Origin of the sequence: Paenibacillus sp. FSL H3-0469, assembly GCF_038051945.1 — a bacterium.
Classification (GTDB): Bacteria; Bacillota; Bacilli; order Paenibacillales; family Paenibacillaceae; genus Paenibacillus_AQ.
On sequence record NZ_CP150302.1, the window covers coordinates 5,278,902 to 5,296,950 of the forward strand.

General features: G+C 53.6%; 15 protein-coding genes. 13 read left to right on the plus strand and 2 right to left on the minus strand.

Going from position 1 to position 18,049, the window contains the following annotated elements:
• Positions 1–497 precede the first annotated feature (497 nt).
• The 7 genes from purH (at position 498) to ilvA (ending at position 10,199) form a co-directional block, all read left to right on the plus strand.
• Positions 498–2,045 carry a bifunctional phosphoribosylaminoimidazolecarboxamide formyltransferase/IMP cyclohydrolase gene (gene purH, locus NSS83_RS23230; RefSeq protein WP_341182659.1) on the plus strand — a complete coding sequence of 516 codons (1,548 nt, stop codon included), beginning with the start codon at positions 498–500 and terminating at the stop codon, positions 2,043–2,045.
• Positions 2,046–2,068: 23 nt separating this feature from the next.
• Positions 2,069–3,334 (plus strand): phosphoribosylamine--glycine ligase, encoded by a 1,266-nt coding sequence (purD, locus tag NSS83_RS23235; protein ID WP_341346564.1) that lies wholly within the window; start codon positions 2,069–2,071, stop codon positions 3,332–3,334.
• A gap of 211 nt (positions 3,335–3,545) precedes the next feature.
• Positions 3,546–4,868 (plus strand): SEC-C metal-binding domain-containing protein, encoded by a 1,323-nt coding sequence (locus NSS83_RS23240; protein ID WP_341346565.1) that lies wholly within the window; start codon positions 3,546–3,548, stop codon positions 4,866–4,868.
• A gap of 136 nt (positions 4,869–5,004) precedes the next feature.
• Positions 5,005–5,853: an NmrA family NAD(P)-binding protein gene (locus tag NSS83_RS23245; protein ID WP_341346566.1), complete on the plus strand. Its 849-nt coding sequence runs from the start codon at positions 5,005–5,007 to the stop codon at positions 5,851–5,853.
• Positions 5,854–5,920: 67 nt separating this feature from the next.
• Positions 5,921–6,409 (plus strand): PadR family transcriptional regulator, encoded by a 489-nt coding sequence (locus NSS83_RS23250; RefSeq protein WP_341348759.1) that lies wholly within the window; start codon positions 5,921–5,923, stop codon positions 6,407–6,409.
• 287 nt (positions 6,410–6,696) lie between these two features.
• Positions 6,697–8,739 carry a methyl-accepting chemotaxis protein gene (locus NSS83_RS23255; protein ID WP_341182655.1) on the plus strand — a complete coding sequence of 681 codons (2,043 nt, stop codon included), beginning with the start codon at positions 6,697–6,699 and terminating at the stop codon, positions 8,737–8,739.
• A 197-nt stretch (positions 8,740–8,936) separates the two neighbouring features.
• Entirely contained in the window at positions 8,937–10,199 is a 1,263-nt protein-coding gene (gene ilvA, locus NSS83_RS23260; RefSeq protein ID WP_341014658.1) for a threonine ammonia-lyase IlvA, read from the plus strand.
• A 94-nt stretch (positions 10,200–10,293) separates the two neighbouring features.
• Here ilvA and NSS83_RS23265 read toward each other — a convergent pair whose 3' ends face one another.
• The gene (locus NSS83_RS23265; RefSeq protein WP_341346567.1) at positions 10,294–11,232 is read right to left on the minus strand and encodes a hypothetical protein; all 939 of its coding nucleotides are present in this window, start codon (positions 11,230–11,232) and stop codon (positions 10,294–10,296) included.
• A 40-nt stretch (positions 11,233–11,272) separates the two neighbouring features.
• Positions 11,273–11,935, minus strand: a complete 663-nt coding sequence (locus NSS83_RS23270; RefSeq protein ID WP_341346568.1) for a DUF1129 family protein — start codon at positions 11,933–11,935, stop codon at positions 11,273–11,275.
• 185 nt (positions 11,936–12,120) lie between these two features.
• Here NSS83_RS23270 and NSS83_RS23275 point away from each other — a divergent pair, with 185 nt between their 5' ends.
• The 6 genes from NSS83_RS23275 to NSS83_RS23300 all read left to right on the plus strand — a co-directional run bounded on the left by NSS83_RS23275 (position 12,121) and on the right by NSS83_RS23300 (position 17,845).
• A complete protein-coding gene (locus NSS83_RS23275) occupies positions 12,121–12,321 on the plus strand; it encodes a hypothetical protein (protein ID WP_341346569.1) in 201 nt (66 codons plus the stop codon).
• A gap of 204 nt (positions 12,322–12,525) precedes the next feature.
• The gene (locus NSS83_RS23280) at positions 12,526–13,356 is read left to right on the plus strand and encodes an alpha/beta fold hydrolase (RefSeq protein ID WP_341346570.1); all 831 of its coding nucleotides are present in this window, start codon (positions 12,526–12,528) and stop codon (positions 13,354–13,356) included.
• An 83-nt stretch (positions 13,357–13,439) separates the two neighbouring features.
• Entirely contained in the window at positions 13,440–14,216 is a 777-nt protein-coding gene (locus NSS83_RS23285; protein WP_341182651.1) for a class III extradiol ring-cleavage dioxygenase, read from the plus strand.
• A 694-nt stretch (positions 14,217–14,910) separates the two neighbouring features.
• On the plus strand, positions 14,911–16,020 hold the full coding sequence (locus NSS83_RS23290) for a DUF3048 domain-containing protein (RefSeq protein ID WP_341182650.1): 1,110 nt from the start codon (positions 14,911–14,913) through the stop codon (positions 16,018–16,020).
• Between the two features lie 205 nt (positions 16,021–16,225).
• Positions 16,226–16,843 carry a DUF47 family protein gene (locus NSS83_RS23295; RefSeq protein ID WP_036693257.1) on the plus strand — a complete coding sequence of 206 codons (618 nt, stop codon included), beginning with the start codon at positions 16,226–16,228 and terminating at the stop codon, positions 16,841–16,843.
• A gap of 12 nt (positions 16,844–16,855) precedes the next feature.
• Positions 16,856–17,845: an inorganic phosphate transporter gene (locus tag NSS83_RS23300; RefSeq protein ID WP_036693255.1), complete on the plus strand. Its 990-nt coding sequence runs from the start codon at positions 16,856–16,858 to the stop codon at positions 17,843–17,845.
• Positions 17,846–18,049 lie beyond the last annotated feature (204 nt).

Here is an 18,049-nt window from a genome sequence, read left to right on the forward strand (position 1 = left end):
ATTGACGGAAGCTCTGGCGGCATGGCCGGAAATTGCGAAAATACAGGTTTGCTGGCATAAGGACAGAAGCACAAATAGCAGGACAGAAACTCCAGGAAATTCTAAATTAATAGTTTGTTCTACAGGATTCGTTGCTGTAATCATCCGGAGTTCATCCGGCAAACATTCATAGGCACGGGGATAAGCTAAGCTGCTGGAACAGGTGGATTTTCTCCATCTAATCTGGCTGATCTATGCGGTGAACGGAGCGTAAGTGGAAAAAGTACAGCTAATCCGGCCCCAATCGAATGATTGACCATATCTGGCGTCATTTAAGTGTACATTTTCCAACTACTGCCCCGCTACGTGCTTCCCCGCCGGAATTAGATAACAAAAATCCAACTAAATCAGCAGCGCCAATGAGTGGGTGCAAGCCGTCTTCAAGAGCAGCCGATTCATCAAGTAACTCTTACAATACCCCAATAATCTAGCGTGAATCCAGAGGAGGACTATTCAAAGTGAGTATCAAGAGAGCGCTGGTCAGCGTATCGGACAAACAGGGCATCGTGGATTTTTGCCGCGAGTTGTCTGCATTAGGCGTAGAAATTATCTCCACAGGCGGCACCAGCACACTTCTCGCGAAGGAAGGCGTTCCGGTCATTGGCATCTCTGACGTTACCGGCTTCCCTGAGATCATGGATGGACGCGTCAAAACCTTACATCCAGCCGTACACAGCGGCCTCCTGGCCGTTCGTGACAACGAAGAGCATACCCGTCAGATGAATGAGCTTGGCCTTGATTACATCGACCTCGTCGTGGTGAATCTGTATCCGTTCGCGGAGACGATTGCCAAGCCGGATGTGTCTTATGAAGAGGCGATCGAGAACATTGATATCGGTGGGCCGACGATGCTGCGTTCTGCAGCGAAGAACCATGCGTTTGTCAGTGTAGTGGTCGATGCGGCCGACTATGCGAATGTGCTTGAAGAAGTACGCGCCGGTGGAGATACAACCCTTGCAACCCGCAAACGTCTTGCGGCCAAAGTCTTCCGCCATACGGCGGCTTACGACGCCCTGATTGCCGATTATCTGGCGAATGTCACCGGTGAACCGCTGCCGGAGCGCTATACGGTCACTTATGAGAAAATCCAGGATCTGCGCTACGGGGAGAATCCGCATCAGAAGGCTGCGTTCTACCGCAAGCCGCTGGCGGCGCAGGATACCCTTACGGCTGCCGAGCAGCTGCACGGCAAAGAGCTGTCCTACAACAATATCAATGACGCGAACGCGGCGCTCCAGATTGTCAAAGAGTTCGAAGAGCCTGCCGTTGTAGCCGTGAAGCATATGAATCCTTGCGGAGTCGGTGTGGGCACAAGTGTCTATGAAGCTTATCAAAAAGCATACAATGCGGACCCTACCTCCATCTTCGGCGGAATTGTGGCAGCCAACCGGATTATTGATGCGGACACGGCTAATCTGCTGAAGGATATTTTCCTCGAAATCGTCTTGGCCCCAGGCTTCACGGACGAGGCGCTGGAGATCCTCACGAAGAAAAAGAATATCCGCCTGCTTAAGCTGGGCAACCTCAGCACTGCCGCATCCCGCAAGAGCAGCTTTGTGGTCACCTCCATTGAAGGAGGAATGGTGGTGCAGGAGAGCGATGTACACTCTGTGAATCCTGAGGAATTGCAAGTGGTAACCGACCGTAAGCCTACCGAAGAAGAACTGAAGCAGCTGTTGTTCGGCTGGAAGGTCGTGAAGCATGTGAAGTCCAACGCCATCGTGCTGGCGGCTGACGATATGACGGTCGGTGTAGGTGCAGGACAGATGAACCGTGTCGGTGCGGCCAAGATTGCCATTGAGCAAGCAGGCGAGAAAGCGAAGGGTGCTGTTCTGGCATCAGATGCCTTCTTCCCGATGGGCGATACCCTGGAAATGGCTGCGAAGGCGGGCATTACGGCAGTTATTCAGCCGGGAGGCTCGATCAAGGACGAGGAATCGGTTAAGGTTGCCAATGAATACGGCATTGCCATGGTCTTCACCGGCGTACGCCACTTCAAACACTAGCACGTTGGGAGGATCAGAGCCTTATGGATATTTTAGTAGTCGGCGGCGGCGGACGTGAGCATGCGATCATCTGGAGCTTGTCCCGCAGTCCCCGTGCCGGTAAAATCTACTGCGCTCCCGGCAATGCCGGGATTGCGCAGCTTGCGGAATGTGTGCCGATCGGCGTCTTCGAGTTCGATAAGCTGACCGCTTTTGCCAAGGAGAAGAAGGTAGGTCTGGTAGTCATTGGACCGGATGATCCGCTCGCTGCAGGCATTGTGGATGCCTTCGAAGCCCAGGATATCCCTGTATTCGGCCCGCGTAAGAATGCCGCAGAGATTGAGGGCAGCAAGACCTTCATGAAAGATCTGCTGCATAAATACAGCATTCCGACAGCCGCTTATGAGAAATTCAGCGATTATGAGACAGCCCTGTCTTATCTGCGGAGCCAAGAGCTGCCGATTGTCATCAAGGCGGACGGCCTGGCCGCAGGCAAAGGGGTAACCGTGGCGTATTCCCGGGAGGAAGCGGAGCAGGCCCTTCAGGAGATTATGGTCGACAAGGTTTTTGGGGAAGCAGGGGCGCAGGTAGTCATTGAGGAGTTCCTTGCCGGGCAGGAAATGTCGATTCTGGCGTTCGTGGATGGTGAAACGGTGCGGCCGATGGCTGCGGCTCAGGACCATAAGCCTGTATTCGACGGCGATAAAGGACCTAATACGGGAGGCATGGGGACCTATTCCCCGCTGCCGCATATCGATGAAGCGATCATCCGTAAAGCGGTGGAGACGATTATTGAACCGACAGCCAAGGCTATGGTAGCTGAGGGACGGCCCTTCAGCGGCGTGCTGTTCGCCGGGCTGATGATCTCGCCGGACGGCAGACCAAAGACGATTGAATTCAACGCCCGCTTCGGCGACCCGGAGACCCAGGTAGTTCTTCCCCGGCTGCGAAGCGATCTGCTGGAGATCTTCCTGGCGGTGACCGAAGGCAGACTCGCCGATATTCCGATCGAGTGGAGTGACGAAGCGGCAGTCTGCGTGGTGCTTGCCTCGGAGGGGTATCCCGGGCCTTACCCGAAAGGTGTGCCGATCAGCGGGCTGGAAGACAGCGGCTCTGCGCTGGTCTTCCATGCCGGAACCGCACGCAGCGAAGACGGCGGATGGGTGACCACCGGCGGCCGCGTGCTTGGAGTGGTAGGCCTGGGGGCCACCATTGCCGAAGCGCGTACATCGGCCTATGCCAGTGCGGAGAGTATTACGTTTGCAGGTAAACAAAACCGCAGTGATATCGCAATGAAGGCACTGGTCTGAGGAGAAAGTCCCAAAAAAAGGACTGACAAGTTGTAGAAGAAGTGCTATAATACAACTCGTACGGGGGAAAATGTGCGGATATATACAGATAAAGGGTCTTTCCTTTCTAAGGAAAGGCCTTTTTTAACAATTCCATAACGAATGCTATAATAGTACAATAACAGCGATGCTTATGCGGATGTACAGTTACTGATTTAAGGGGGAATTAGTTTTGAGTAAGGTAGGAAGAAACGACTTATGCCCGTGTGGAAGCGGGAACAAATATAAGAAATGCTGCATGGAGAAAGACAGAGCGGCGGCCCAGTCGATGCTGCGGCTGGTTAACGCAGGAGATGCAGCTGCGCAAGCGCCTGTGACCATCCCCGGCGTAATCGTGCACGAGGAACAACCGGCTACGGTAAGTGCGGCCCCTGCTGCGGGCAAGCTAACGCTGCCTAAGCTGAAGAAGATGGTGGCGAAGGAGCTGAACTGGGAGCATCCGGCCCATGAACAGCTGGCGCTGGAGCTGATCGAGCACATGAGAAGCCAGTATGACCGGGAGCTGATTCTGGAAGCACTGCTGCTGTGGAACGGTTTCTCCCGCCAGACCAAGCCGGCCGTGAAGAAGACAGGCTCCTTCTGTGCGGCAATCGAATACCTGCTGTCCGAGGAATACGGCTTCATGCTGTCGCAGGCGGAGCTGGCGGATAAATACGCGATTACCACGGCCACGATCTCCCGCAAGGTTAAAGAGATCTATAACTATGTCGAGGAATACGGCATGACCGGGGAAGCGGACGATTTGATGGCGCTGAACGGAGCGGAAACTCCGCAGGAGAAGGCACAGACACTTCTGGCCCAAGCTATGGAGGCAACCTCTGCGAAGCGCCGCGTCCAATTGGCGGAGAAGGCGCTGGAGCTCTATCCGGACAGCCCGGAAGCCTACCTTATTCTGGCCGAGGAGACGGAGAATGAGGAGGACGCCCGCGAGCTGCTGAAGGCGGGAATCGCCGCAGGCAGACGGGAGCTGGGCGAGTCTTATTTTACGAAGCATAAAGGGTTCTTCTGGGGGCTCTATGAGACCCGTCCTTATATCCGTATCTGCCAGAGCTACGCGGAATCCTGCTGGTTCGGCGGTAAGGCGGAGGAAGCAACAGAGATGCTGGAGCATATTCTGGAGCTTAATCAGGATGATAATACCGGTGCCCGCTATCTGCTGACTGCTGTATACCTGTATAGCAACCAGCTTGAAGAAGCAGAGCGGATTATTAAGAACTACGGTGAAGAGGATGCGGCGGCGGCTTTTGCCTATGACCGGATTGTACTGGAGTTCAAGAAGAACGGGATTACCTCGCAGCTCAAAATGCTCTACCGCATAGCCCGCGGAGTGAACAAGCATGTACCGGATTACCTGCTGGGCTTGAAGCGGCTGCCGAATAATCTTCCGGATTTTGTCGGGATGGGTGATCCCAATGAAGCGATTGAATATGTAATTATGCACTCGCGCTTGTGGGCGAGCCTGCCGGACCTGCTTAAGTGGATGCTGAAGCAATAGACGCTATAGATGAATACCAGACACAGTCCTTCGGGGCTGTGTTTTTTTGATAATACCCTTGCCAATATGGTCTAATTAGACTATATTATGAATTGTAGTCTAATTAGACTAAATTATCTGAAAAGAGGTCCTCCTAATGTTATTTATTACTGGAGCAACTGGAACCGTTGGAAGCCGTGTTGTACATCACCTCAAGTCTAAGGCTGTCCATTTCAAAGCCCTCACACGTACACCTGAGAAACTGATGAGCGATCAGACTAGCCACATGAACATGACTATCGTCACTGGCGATATTAAGGATTGCAGCACCTGGTCAGACAGCCTGAGCGGTGTGGAGACCTTATTCCTGATCCTGCTGGATGATGCCGAAGAGATTCTGCAGGCGGCCCGGGACAAGGGGGTGCGGAACATCGTGTTCTTATCCTCAGCTTCCATCAACCGCTCGGATGCCAGTTACAATGAGAACGCTATGAAACATAAGAAGGTCGAGGAGCAGATTCAGGCGTATGGCTTTCGGTATGTGTATATCCGGGCGGAGGCCTTCATGCATAATACCGTTTACTGGAGGGACCTTTTTAGATACAATAAGGGGACGATCCGGCTACCGGCTCTGGAGGCAAAGCTGGCCAGTGTGCATGAAGCAGATATTGCCGAAGTGATCAGTGAGGTTGTAGCGGATTTTGACAGATTCTCCGGGCAGGTCTTGACGCTCACAGGAGCAAATATTCTTAGCCAGCGGAACATATTAACACAAATCTCCAGGCAGCTGGGGCAATCCATTCAACTGGAAGAGCAGACGATCAGGGACTTCCGTTCTTATATGAGCAAGTACATCGCTGAAGAGTACATTACCCTTAGAGTTCAGGATTGGGAGTATAGCCTGAAGCATAAGCTCGACGTGACGGACACGGTGCTGACGATTCTTGGCCGGGAGCCTTATACGTTCAGAGAATGGATCGCGGAGCATCTCGGTGATTTTCAATAAATTCGGTGATTTTCAATAAATACAGAAAGAGGAATTCGCTATTATACCCTTACTTATACTGGGTCTGCTGAAGGATTGCGGACAATCCAGCGCTTATGAATTGCTCAGTGTCTTCAAGGAGCGGGATTACAGGTATCTTGTTCATATGACGAAGGGATCGCTGTATTACAACCTCCAGAAGTTAGCGGGTGAAGGCTTGGTCCGGCTGGTGGAGGTCGTGAGCGTCAACAACTATCCCGAGCAATATATCTACGAGATTACACCGCAGGGTGATGAGCATTTCAAAGGGCTGATGGCCAAATACTCGCTGCAGACAGACGATATTACGTTAGCCTTTTATATGACGACGCTGTTCGCCCACCAATATGATTCTGAGCAATTCAAGGCGGCTGTAGCGGTGCAGATGGAGCAGACACGGCGTAAGATTGCTGAGATTGACCATGCGCTGGATGCCAAGCAAGATAAGATCTATGATACGGCCAAATCGATGATGAATAATGTCAGAGCACACCATGAATTGAACCTGAAGTGGTTTCAAGAACTGCTGGAACAGTAGGACGGTGTACTCCTCATACTCCCTTTTATTTGCTGAATACAGCAGAGACGAGGGGGTATTTTTTTTATGTAAAAAACCTGACATGAAAAAGCCGGAATGAGGGGAAAACAGGGGTGTGACAGGATAATCGTGTTAAAATACCTGACATGGTCACAGTTTTTTCACAGCTTACGGAGAAACGGTACAGGGATAAAGGGATTTTTTGCAGAAATAAGTCGAAAAGACAGAGAATAGCCGCAGGTAGAGCTTAAGGCCTGAGTCTATTGACATGGGGATGGGGGAGTTCTATGAAGGCATTAAGGAATATGGGGATTCGCGGCAAGCTGTTTTTGTCAGTGATTTTGTCTGTGGTGGTTATTTTCATGGCCGTGTCTGTAGTGATCTACAGCAATGCCAAGCAGCTAATCGTGGACGGACTGAAGAGCTCGTTGACATATGAGAAAGGGGAGATCGGGGTACAGGTCAATGACCTGCTGCAGCCTGCTGTGGACAGTGTGGCGCTGCTTAATGCCAACGCCTATATCCGCGACTTCATTCTAAGGGTGAACGATGCGCAGACGCTGAAGACTACGGACGGGTACACGGAGCTGATCCAGACGCTGAACCTGATCAAGAACAACAATAAGAATCTGCTTAATGTATACATAGGTCTGGATGCGGTGAACAAGGTGATAACCCAGGATGAATTCGAGCCTCCGGCAGACTACGTGCTGAAGGAGCGAAGCTGGTATTCCGCTACGGCTGCGAACAAGCGTGTTACGATTACCAATCCTTATATTGATGCCGGGTCGGGCAAAATGGTCGTCAGTGTCAGCACACCGCTGCTTGATGATTCGGGCAAGCTGATCGGTGTGGCGAGTGCAGATATTTCGATTGAGCAGATTACAGCGGCGCTGGGCGCTTTTAATTATAAGGGCAGCGGCTATGCCGTGCTGATTGATGAGACAGGGACCTTCATCTACCATCCCAATCCCGATAATATCCTGCTGAAGAAGATGGCTGACCTGGGCGGATCGTGGAAGACTGTTGGCGATAAAATGCTGCAGTGGGGCTCTAATGTCATCCGGACGGACATGGACGGCGAGCCCAGCTATGTATCCTATTCACCGGCTGTGGCTAACCAGTGGTCAGTCGCGCTGATCGTACCGCAGAAGCATGCGGAGCTGGAGCTGAAGCGCTTCGAGCTGATTTTCTTCCTCTCGATTATGGCTTCAATCGCGGTGCTGTCTGTTCTGTTGTATCTGGTCTCCGGCAGTATTCTGAAGCAGATTCCGCTGCTCACAGCTGCGTTCGGACAGGCGAAGGAAGGAGACCTGTCGGTGAGGGCAAGAGTGACCGCGGGAGGCGAGATCGGGGTGCTGGCCGAGGGCTTCAACGATATGATTGCCTCGCAGCAGTCGCTGATTCAGGAGATCATGCACAGCTCGCAGAGTATCTCGGGCGCGGTGGGGAATACAGAGCAGAACGTATTCGTGCTGGACGGCAGCATCACCGAAATCTCTGGGGTTACGGAGGAGCTGTCGGCAGGCCTGCAGCAGACCGCCGCCTCGATGGAGGAGATGAATGCCAGCACAACCCAGATCGAGGCTGCGGTCAACGGGATTGCCCGCAAAGCCCAGGAGGGGGCGGAAGCCGCCGGAGAAATTAACATACGGGCGGAGCGGCTGAAGGAGATGGCAAGGGAATCCCGCACACAGGCGGATACCGTGTATGGGCTTAGTGAAGAGAAGCTGCGCACGGCTATTGAACAGTCGGGATCGATCTCGCAGATCAGCGCGCTTACGGGCGCCATTCTTGAAATCGCCGCCCAGACCAACCTGTTATCGCTGAATGCTTCAATTGAGGCGGCACGGGCCGGGGAAGCGGGCCGGGGGTTCGCTGTAGTAGCAGAGGAGATCCGTAAGCTAGCCGATAACTCGCGTGAGACGGTGACTGAGATCCAGGGAGTGACTGGGGCGGTAATTGAGGCGGTGTCCAATCTGGTGGAGGCTGCGGAGAGTATGCTTGGCTTCATGGACAGCCAGGTGAAGGAGGACTACGATGCCATGCAGGAGACCGGAGAGCGGTACAGTGAGGATGCCCGGTACATCGAGGAGCTGGTGACGGACTTCAGCGCCACCTCGGAAGAGCTGCTGGCTTCCATCCAGAGCATGCTTACTGCGATCAGCGAGACGGGGAGCGCGACGAATGAGGGGGCGGAAGGAGCGGGAGCCATTGCTGCCGGAGCGGAGCAGATCATCGGGCGGTCCGGCAGCATCGTGGCCGAGATGGAGGAGATTAAGCACAGCTCGGCGCAGCTGCTGAGTGCGGTGTCGAGGTTTAAGGTATAGAGGGCTGCGTTGAGCGGGCGGTCCGGCTGGTAGATGCCGGGCCGCCCGCTTGCTTACCGGCAGGGAGCTGCTGCGCTCAATTCCGCTCTCAGTGGATGTTATGGTGTGTGGAGAGGACAAGGGTTGAAAAAAAGTCCTCGGAAGAGTATGTTACAAGAAGCGAAACGATAAGAAAGAGACAGTGAGGCGGGAAAAACATGAGAGAAGGCGAAAACCGGATCGTAGGAATGGAAGATATTGTACGCGCACACCATGTGCTGCGGGAGGTTATCGTCCGTACGCCGCTCCAGCTGGATGCGGTATTGTCGGCCAAATACGGCTGTAATGTGTATTTGAAACGTGAGGATCTGCAGATTGTGCGCTCCTTCAAAATCCGGGGAGCCTATAATATGATCCGCAGTCTGTCTGACGAAGACAGAGCCAAGGGCATCGTCTGCGCCAGCGCGGGCAATCATGCTCAGGGTGTGGCGTATTCCTGCAAGGCACTAGGCATCAAAGGCAAGATATTCATGCCGAGCACTACTCCTAATCAGAAGATTAAGCAGGTCCGGCGCTTCGGCGGCGAATTCGTCGAGGTAATTCTGAAGGGGGATACCTTCGATGATGCCTATGATGAAGCGCTGCAGGCTTGCATTGACCATAGCATGACCCTGATTCATCCGTTCGATGAGCCGCGTATTATTGCCGGCAACGGCACCATCGCCATGGAGGTGATGGAGAATCTGGACAAGCCTGCAGACTTCGTGTTCGTCACCATCGGCGGCGGCGGACTGGCAGCCGGTGTAGCCACCTATATCAAGACGGTGAGCCCGGCAACTAAGGTTATTGGTGTGGAGCCTAGCGGCGCAGCCTCGATGATTGAGGCTATGGAGAGCGGCGAGGTGGTCACCCTGAAGGAGATTAACAAGTTCGTAGACGGCGCGGCGGTGAAGCGTGTGGGCGGCCTGACCTTCGATATCTGCTCGAAGCTGCTGGATGATGTGGTGAAGGTGCCGGAGGGCAAGGCATGTACCACTATTCTGGAGCTGTATAACGAGAACGCCATTGTGGTGGAGCCTGCCGGTTCCCTCCCGATTGCTGCACTGGACATGTACCGTGATCAGATCCGCGGCAAAAGCGTGGTCTGCATCGTCAGCGGCGGCAACAACGATATCGACCGGATGCAGGAGATCAAGGAGCGTTCCCTGATCTATGAAGGCCTTAAGCATTACTTCATGGTCAACTTCCCGCAGCGCGCGGGTGCCCTGCGCGAGTTCCTGACCGAGGTGGTCGGACCGGACGATGATATCACCCGGTTCGAGTACACGAAGAAGAATGAGAAGGAGAACGGCCCGGCCCTGGTCGGCATTGAGCTGATGTCCACCGATGCCTACGCTCCGCTGATTGAGCGGATGAAGCAGAAGGGCGTCGACTACGTGGAGATCAACAAGGATGTTAATCTGTTCAGTATGCTGATCTGAGGTGCGGCGAGAAGCTGCATATAGACAAAGTAAGCCCCGCCCAGCAAAGTCTGGACGGGGCTGTTTTGCGTTGTATGGAATTCAATTGAACTGCCTACGGCTGAGGAATCTCAGTCTTCAGATACTGCTCCGCCGCGTCGTCCAGCAGGTAGCCGTTACTCTTCATCAGCTTCATGAAGCCCTCAAGCTTCTGCAGGAAGGCGCTTGTGCTGCTGTTCTTGGCCAGGATGCCGGTGTAGGCCTTCTGCGCCTCCAGATCCATCTCCAGATTATCGTAATGGAAGAGCGGAGTGTTGTTCTGGCCGTAGAAGGTGTTCACAGCATACTGGTCATACAGCTTCTTGACGGCCTGCACCCGGTTGGATTTGGGATAGGTCTGGATGAATTGCTCCTGGGTCAGCGCGCGGTCGGCCACCTCGCCCCAGGCAATGATCAGCCCGTTATCCTTGGAAGGAGGCAGATCGGATTCAGCTGCCATAATGGAAATATAGCTGCTGATATCCTCCGTTACATAAGGCTTATATTTGCGGTAAGCCGCATAATCAATCACCGGGTAAAAGCTGCCCTCGGCGGTATCCAGCTTGTATCCGCTCTCTCCCGCACTTTGCAGCAGGGCGCGCAAGGCGGCGTTATCCGTACTCTCAGCCAGCTTCTCCATGCTGACTCCCCCTCTGTAGACGGTGAGGAGCTTCCGCTGGACCTCGCTGCTGCTGAATTTCTTCTCCCAGGAGGGGAGCAGCGCCTTATGCAGGTTCTCCAGCTTCAGCGTCAGTACAGTCGCCTGATACGGCGTGACTGCATACAGCTTCGTCTTCATATAGGAAATGGAGCCCGGCAGGTTACCGCTGGACAGCAGCGGGAGCGCGGCCTTATAGACCGCTTCTGCATGGCTGGCGGTCTTAGCGCTTGCAGCTGCACCGGAAGTGCCTGTCCGGCTGCTTCCGCTGCCTTCGGCACCGGCCGGGACGGCTGCTCCTGCCTGAAGCCCCATGAGCAGGGCGATAGCGGCGGATAGAACGGCATGCTTTTTCATTCGAGTCTCCTCCTGTGTGAATGGATGTGGGATACAGCCTCTAAGATGGGAAGAATATGAATTTCAGCCCTAGACCTCCTGCAGCGGCCAGAGCCAGACTGACCCAGGGCGAGACCGGAATCACCGGGAACAGATTATCGAGGAATAGGCCGGCGAATACCGCAATCACGGCAATTCCGATATAGATGCCCAAGGCCTTAATGTCGAAGGTCTTGGGCTTCGGACTGTCGTCCTCCGAGAGGGAGGCCATCCACTTCATAATAAGCTCAACCAGCAGGATCGAGCCTGCGCCGACAACGACCAGCGTGAACAGGCTGAGCTGGCCGAAGAGTTCGTGCGGACCGCCGCTCCACTGCGTAATCAGGCCGGCAATGCCCATCGTCCCGAACAGCAGGGTCAGAGCGGACCAGGAGATCATCAGGGAGTTCTTCAGCCGGCTGCGCGGTGTATGCGGCGGGGCACTGTCCATCACGTCCTTGAAATAATCACCGGGCTGCTCGCCAAAAACCTGCTTGGCGTTCTTGCCCTTGGCTTGTCCCTTCAGCAGCAGCCCGGCTGCCTCCAGCAGCAGCTCCTCTGCACGTACAGCATCTACTGAACTGGCGCGCATCGCCAGAATCATATCTTCGAAATAAGAGCGGTTAGACGGCGTCATCTGCTCCCGCAGCAGGTTGTTCTGCTTAATCATAGCTTTGACTTTCATAGTGTGGACCTATACCTCCAGCATTGAGTGATCAGGATACCTTCAACCTAGAGTATACGTTTGTGCACCAGCCGTGTGCAAGGACAACGTTCGTTCACGAAGGTCTGAATAATCCTTTTGGAAGAGTAAACACTGAAGAGGTGGTGGCTTCACCAACTATAGCTAGAGGGAAGGCAGGGAGCGTTATGGAACAGGAGAACAAGCAGGAACCGGGCAAAGCTGTGAACGGCGGCACCGCGCCTGCACCTACTAATGATGTGGGGGACTGGGGCAATTCTGACGGCTTCAGCCTATGGGATGCTGCGGGGCAGGGCCAGGAGAACGGGCTCGGGGATTGGGAAGGCCGGCAGGAGACACACGACATGTTTCACGACAGCTATGACTGAGTGATGCCTAAGCAGAGATAGGCCTCTTTTGCTCCTAAGGGAGTGGAAGGGGCCTTTTCTCCGGTAGAACAGTCTTAAGCTGCGGGCTTCATGCATATTGACAACAAATTAGCACAGATATTATAATAGACTCATTAATCATACTAAGTTAATCGGAATTATTATAATTTAAAATAAATCAGCCATTCAGGGGAGGACGCCGCAATGGAACGGAATATCATCATCCGGCATAACGGAGAGGAACTGACAGCGAGCATACATTATCCGGCCGCAGACCGGGCAGGGACAGGACGGTGCAAGAACCGGGTGCCGCTTGCAGTGATCTGCCACGGCTTCGTGGGCAGCCGGATCGGTGTCGACCGGATCTTCGTCAAGGCAGCCCGGGAGCTGGCGCAGGATGGATATATGGTAATCCGTTTCGACTATGCAGGCTGCGGGGAGAGCAGCGGCGATTACGGCAGTGAGGATATGGAGTCGATGATCGGGCAGACCCGGGCAGTGCTGGATTACGGCATCAGCTCGGCCGATGTGGACCCGCAGCGTGTAACGCTGATCGGGCATAGTCTGGGCGGTGCGGTGGCGCTGCTGACCGGTGTCCGTGACCGGCGGGTGAAGAATCTTGTACTGTGGTCGGCTGTCGGCTATCCCTTCAATGATATCGTCAAGATTGTCGGCAGGGAAACGTTCGACCGGTCGGTGAAGAGCGGCTGCGCAGATTATGCCGGCTATTCGTTCACTCCGGTATACTTCAATTCCCTGGCCGCTTTCCAGCCGTTCCAAGAGGCCGGAAAGTTCAGCGGTGATGTGCTGGTCATTCACGGAACTTCCGATGATGTGATTCCTGTGGACTATGCATTCCTCTACCAGAAGCTGTTCTGGACCCGGCCGGAAGGACGGTGCGACAAGGAGATTATTTTCCAGGGCGATCATACCTTCTCTTCGGGTCCGGCACAGGAGCAGGTGCTCAAGCGCACCCGGGACTGGATGAACCAGCAGGAGCATCTTCAGGAGGAATGGCAGAACTGGATGATATAGGAGCGGTAACTGCACTCGCAATGGCTGGGAATTAGCTGTAAAATAAAGGGGAAGACCATACCGGAAATGGAGGCTCTTACCCTATGAAATTACCGGCCTTTTTCATTGCGCACGGCTCCCCGCTGCTGGTACTTGAGGATAACGACTACACGCGATTCCTGCAGCGGCTGGGTTCGGATCTGGGGAAGCCCCGCGGCATTGTGATCTTCTCAGCTCATTGGGACAGTCCCGATCAGCTGATCACAGTGGACGCACAGCATGAAACGCAGCATGACTTCTACGGATTCCCGGAAGAAATGTATCAGCTGAGTTATCCTGCTCCAGGTGATCCCGCACTCAGCAGCCGTATTTCGGAGCTGTTCAAGAATAGTAATCTGCCCCATCAGCCCGTGCTGGGCAGGGGTCTGGATCATGGCGCCTGGGTCCTCCTGAGCACCATGTTCCCGCAGGCGGATATCCCGGTCGTGGCCTTATCTGTGGATTCGCTCCGCTCGCCTGAGGAGCAGTACAACATCGGACGGATGCTTGCACCGCTGCGTGAGGAGGGTGTCCTCCTGATCGGCAGCGGCGGCCTGGTTCATAACCTGAGGCTGCTGAAGCAGAAGGATCAGCCGGAGCAATGGGCGATTGACTTCGACGGGTGGATTGCAGAGCGGCTTAAGGCCTGGGATCTCCGCTCCCTGTATGCGTATGAGAAGCAGGCACCGCATGTGAGGGAGGCCGTACCTGCCTACGGCAAGGAGCATTTTATCCCGCTCTTCTACGTAATGGGTGCAGCCGATGAAGGCAGACGGGCGCAGCTGATGATCCAGGCCTACCAATACGGTACGCTCAGCCTGAACTGCTGGATGCTTGACTGAGAACTGACTACTATATGAATGACGAATGAATGGATACAGGATACAGCCGCTAATCGGGCTGTGTCCTTTTTTCGTTACCGGGGATAGTATACATATTTCAAAAATGGGCCGATATCCAAACCGGCGGAAAAGAAAGCGGGAACTGCGACTAAGGATGGCACGCCAGTTGGTGGGTAAGGTGTAGCTACGGGGGAATGGCAGGAAGACGGAAAGGTGCTGCGACTGCGTCCGGGAACAGCAGGTGGATTTTCTCCACTTGTTCAGGAGTGGTACATCACCTCTCCGGCAGCAGTTGGAAAATCAGCACTTAATTATTGACGAACCAATCAAATTGGACTGAACTCTCCAAATTAAATGACGTTTATCCAATTAATTCCTCGGAATTCGCTGAATCCTCCAAATTAAGATACGTTTATCCATTTATTGTGTAGAGCAGATGATTGTTACAGAGCAGATGTCTGGTTCAGAGCGGATGGGAGTATGATCAGCACTGATGGTCCAATCTGATCCAGTCTGATCCAGCCGCAATGAGGCGTAGATGTATCCACCAGGAAATGTGTGAGGAAGTGTGTTCTGTGAAGATTTCTGCTGCACTCAAGACAAACTCTGCCAGCTATGATTAAATGAAGGAAGCGAGTTTCACAGAAAGAGAATCGAGAGAAGCAAGCTGTAACTTACGATTAGGAGGAACAACGTGTCTAGATCGATGAACCGTTATGTATCCCGTCCTGTATATGCTCTGGTCCTTGCCGCCGTGCTGCTCTCTGCCTGCGGGGAAGAGCAGGCCACGCCAGTGCCCGTGCGGGTGGTAGCGCCTACGGCGCAGCCGCAGCCGACCGAAGTTCCGCAGCCGTCGCCGACAGCAACGCCAGCCCCGGCAATAGCGGTCTCCGTCTTAACAGGCCTGCCGGTTGAGGAGGAGAGCCTGCCCCGGCCGCTCGCGGTCATGATCAATAATGCCCCGGCGGCCCGTCCCCAGTCCGGGATCAGCGAGGCGGATATTCTGTACGAGGTGTTGGCCGAAGGCGGTATTACCCGGCTGATCGGTATCTTTCAGAGTCATGCCGGGGTGGTGAAGATCGGGCCGATCCGCAGTATCCGCCCGTATCTGCTGGATATCGGCGAGAGCTACGGCGGTATAACGGTACATGCCGGGGGCAGTCCGGATGCTTATGCCATTCTGCAACGGCAGAAGAAGGCGGATATGGACGAAATCGGCCGGGCAGGGGCCTACTTCTGGCGGGACAAGGAGCGCAAGGCTCCCCATAACCTGTACAGTAATGCCGCCAAGCTTAGAGAGGGGGCAGCGAAGCTGGGGTATGCGGAGAACGTGAAGGTCCCCGGTTTTCTTTTCAATGATCCGGATTACATTCCTGTGGAGGGCACCCCGGCGCTTGGATTGAGTGTGAACTTCCTGCTGAAGAGCTACAATGTCTCGTACCAATATAATGCAGAGCAGCGTACGTATGCCCGTCTGGTGAACGGCAAGCCGCATCTGGATCTGAATAATAACCGTCCGGTGGAAGCGGCGAACATCATCGTGATGGGTTCGGACCATAAGGTGCTGGATGATGTCGGCAGGCTGCAGGTGGATACGGAGCTGGGGGGAGAAGCAGTGCTGTTACAGCGCGGCGTAGCGATTAAGGGCAAATGGTCGCGCAGCCCCGGAGACGTCATCCGGTTCGTGAAGAAGGACGGCAAGGAGGGGCTGATGTTCCCGGGAATCACCCATATTCTGATTGTCCCGAACAGCCCCTCGTTCAGCAGTCATGTCGAATATGCGCCGGCTCCAGCATCCCGCTAAGTTCAGCTGGGGAATTGAATGTTCGGATGATTATTTTCGTGAATACAGGGAATTGTTATTATAGTGTAAAAAAGTTCGGTTTTTTGTCTTCTATCCCTTCTGTCGATATGATAAGATAACAAGGGTTGTCATTCATTTTCATGCGGTTTACATGGAATGACTTCATTTTTTTCACGGCAATATTATGTAAAGGGGTCTTAGACTAATGAAGCTCAGAAAAAAGGATATATTCTTTGAGACGCTGGAAAACATGGCTGACACCATTGTTCAGGCTGCGGATTATTTCGCTCAGAATATCTCGACTCTCCAGGGCAATGTGGAGAACTTCGCCGCGGAGATGAAGAAATACGAATCCCAGTGCGATACTTACACACATACTGTCATCAAAGAATTGAACAAGACGTTCATTACGCCGCTGGAGCGGGACGACATCATGGATCTGATCACAAGCATGGACGATGTCATTGATGGTCTGGAGGCCTCAGCCTCGCGTTTCTATATGTATAACCTGCTGGATGCGGATGAGTATATTGTCCAGTTTGCAGAGATTCTCCGCCAGAGTGCATACGAGATCCAGAAGGCAGTTCATTTGCTCTCCCAGAAGAAGCTGCTGGCGATCCGCGAATACACCATCCGTCTGAATGATCTGGAGAACCAGGGCGATGAAGTCCTGCGTATCTGCACCAAGGCCCTGTTCGAGACTGTGAAGGACCCGATTGAGCTGATTAAACGCAAAGAATTGTATGAGCGGCTCGAGACCACCACGGATAAATGTGAAGACGTAGCCAACATGCTGGAATCGATCATCATGCGTAACTCATAAGGGGCCTCAAATATGGATACATCTATATATGTACTAGCTTTTGTTATCTTTCTTGCGCTGGCGTTCGACTTCATCAACGGCTTCCATGATACCGCCAATGCGATTGCTACCTCTGTCTCGACCCGTGCGCTGAAGCCGCGTACAGCCATCATGCTGGCCGCCTCGATGAACTTTATCGGCGCATTGATGTTCACCGGAGTGGCGAAAAAGATCGGGGGCAGCATTACCGATCCGACCCTGCTGGACAACGGGATAGACATTGTCACAGCGACGCTCATTGCGGCAATTATCTGGAATCTCGTCACCTGGTGGCTGGGTATTCCTTCGTCCTCCTCCCATGCGCTTATCGGTGCATTAGCCGGTGCGGTGTATGTCGGGGCAGGGACAGAGCATATCAAATGGAGCGGGTTCATTGAGATCGTAGAGGGGCTGATTTTCTCCCCGCTGATCGCTTTTGTAATCGGGTATATTGTGATGACGATTCTGAAGTGGATCTTCGCGAAGCGCAGTCCGCATACGGTCAACAAGGGCTTCCGTTCGATGCAGATCGTGACGGCCGCACTGCAATCCTTCACCCATGGTACGAATGACGCGCAGAAGGCGATGGGGATCATTACCTTTGCCCTCGTTACCTCGGGACGGCTTGAGACAATGGAGGTTCCGCTCTGGGTTAAGATTGCAGCGGCTACATCCATGGCACTCGGAACGTCTATCGGCGGCTGGAAGATTATTAAGACAATGGGCACGAAGATTTTCAAAATCGAGCCGATTAACGGCTTCGCGGCGGATATTTCGGCAGCCTCTGTTATATTCACGGCTACGCTGCTGCATCTGCCGGTAAGTACAACCCACGCGATCACCTCATCGATTCTGGGTGTAGGTTCAGCCAAGCGCTTCTCCGCTGTCAAATGGGGAGTGGCCGGACGGATCGTGGTTACCTGGTTCATTACCATTCCGATCAGCGCCTTGCTGTCGGGAGTAATCTTCAAGCTCTTCTTCTAGGACTGAACAGAATAGATTGCCTGGACAAGATGTCGCAGAAGCCATGGATGGCTTTAGGACATCTTTTTTTGCGTTCAGCGGTAAACCTCGGCGTAAGCGGAGGTTATTTTGATTTTTCAAGAGAGGAATGTCACAAAAGGCTACATCAAACTGATAAAAAATGTTGATAGGCATAAAAAGAAAATGAAATACATCACATATTTA

What these genes read in the sequence shown, in the direction of transcription:
- NSS83_RS23285 (WP_341182651.1), top strand. Translation starts at nt 13,440, where the DNA reads ATGAAATTACCGGCCTTTTTCATTGCGCACGGCTCCCCGCTGCTGGTA.
- NSS83_RS23255 (WP_341182655.1), top strand. Translation starts at nt 6,697, where the DNA reads ATGAAGGCATTAAGGAATATGGGGATTCGCGGCAAGCTGTTTTTGTCA.
- NSS83_RS23300 (WP_036693255.1), top strand. Translation starts at nt 16,856, where the DNA reads ATGGATACATCTATATATGTACTAGCTTTTGTTATCTTTCTTGCGCTG.
- NSS83_RS23245 (WP_341346566.1), top strand. Translation starts at nt 5,005, where the DNA reads ATGTTATTTATTACTGGAGCAACTGGAACCGTTGGAAGCCGTGTTGTA.
- NSS83_RS23270 (WP_341346568.1), bottom strand. Translation starts at nt 11,935, where the DNA reads ATGAAAGTCAAAGCTATGATTAAGCAGAACAACCTGCTGCGGGAGCAG.
- NSS83_RS23265 (WP_341346567.1), bottom strand. Translation starts at nt 11,232, where the DNA reads ATGAAAAAGCATGCCGTTCTATCCGCCGCTATCGCCCTGCTCATGGGG.
- NSS83_RS23280 (WP_341346570.1), top strand. Translation starts at nt 12,526, where the DNA reads ATGGAACGGAATATCATCATCCGGCATAACGGAGAGGAACTGACAGCG.
- ilvA (WP_341014658.1), top strand. Translation starts at nt 8,937, where the DNA reads ATGAGAGAAGGCGAAAACCGGATCGTAGGAATGGAAGATATTGTACGC.
- NSS83_RS23295 (WP_036693257.1), top strand. Translation starts at nt 16,226, where the DNA reads ATGAAGCTCAGAAAAAAGGATATATTCTTTGAGACGCTGGAAAACATG.
- NSS83_RS23275 (WP_341346569.1), top strand. Translation starts at nt 12,121, where the DNA reads ATGGAACAGGAGAACAAGCAGGAACCGGGCAAAGCTGTGAACGGCGGC.
- purD (WP_341346564.1), top strand. Translation starts at nt 2,069, where the DNA reads ATGGATATTTTAGTAGTCGGCGGCGGCGGACGTGAGCATGCGATCATC.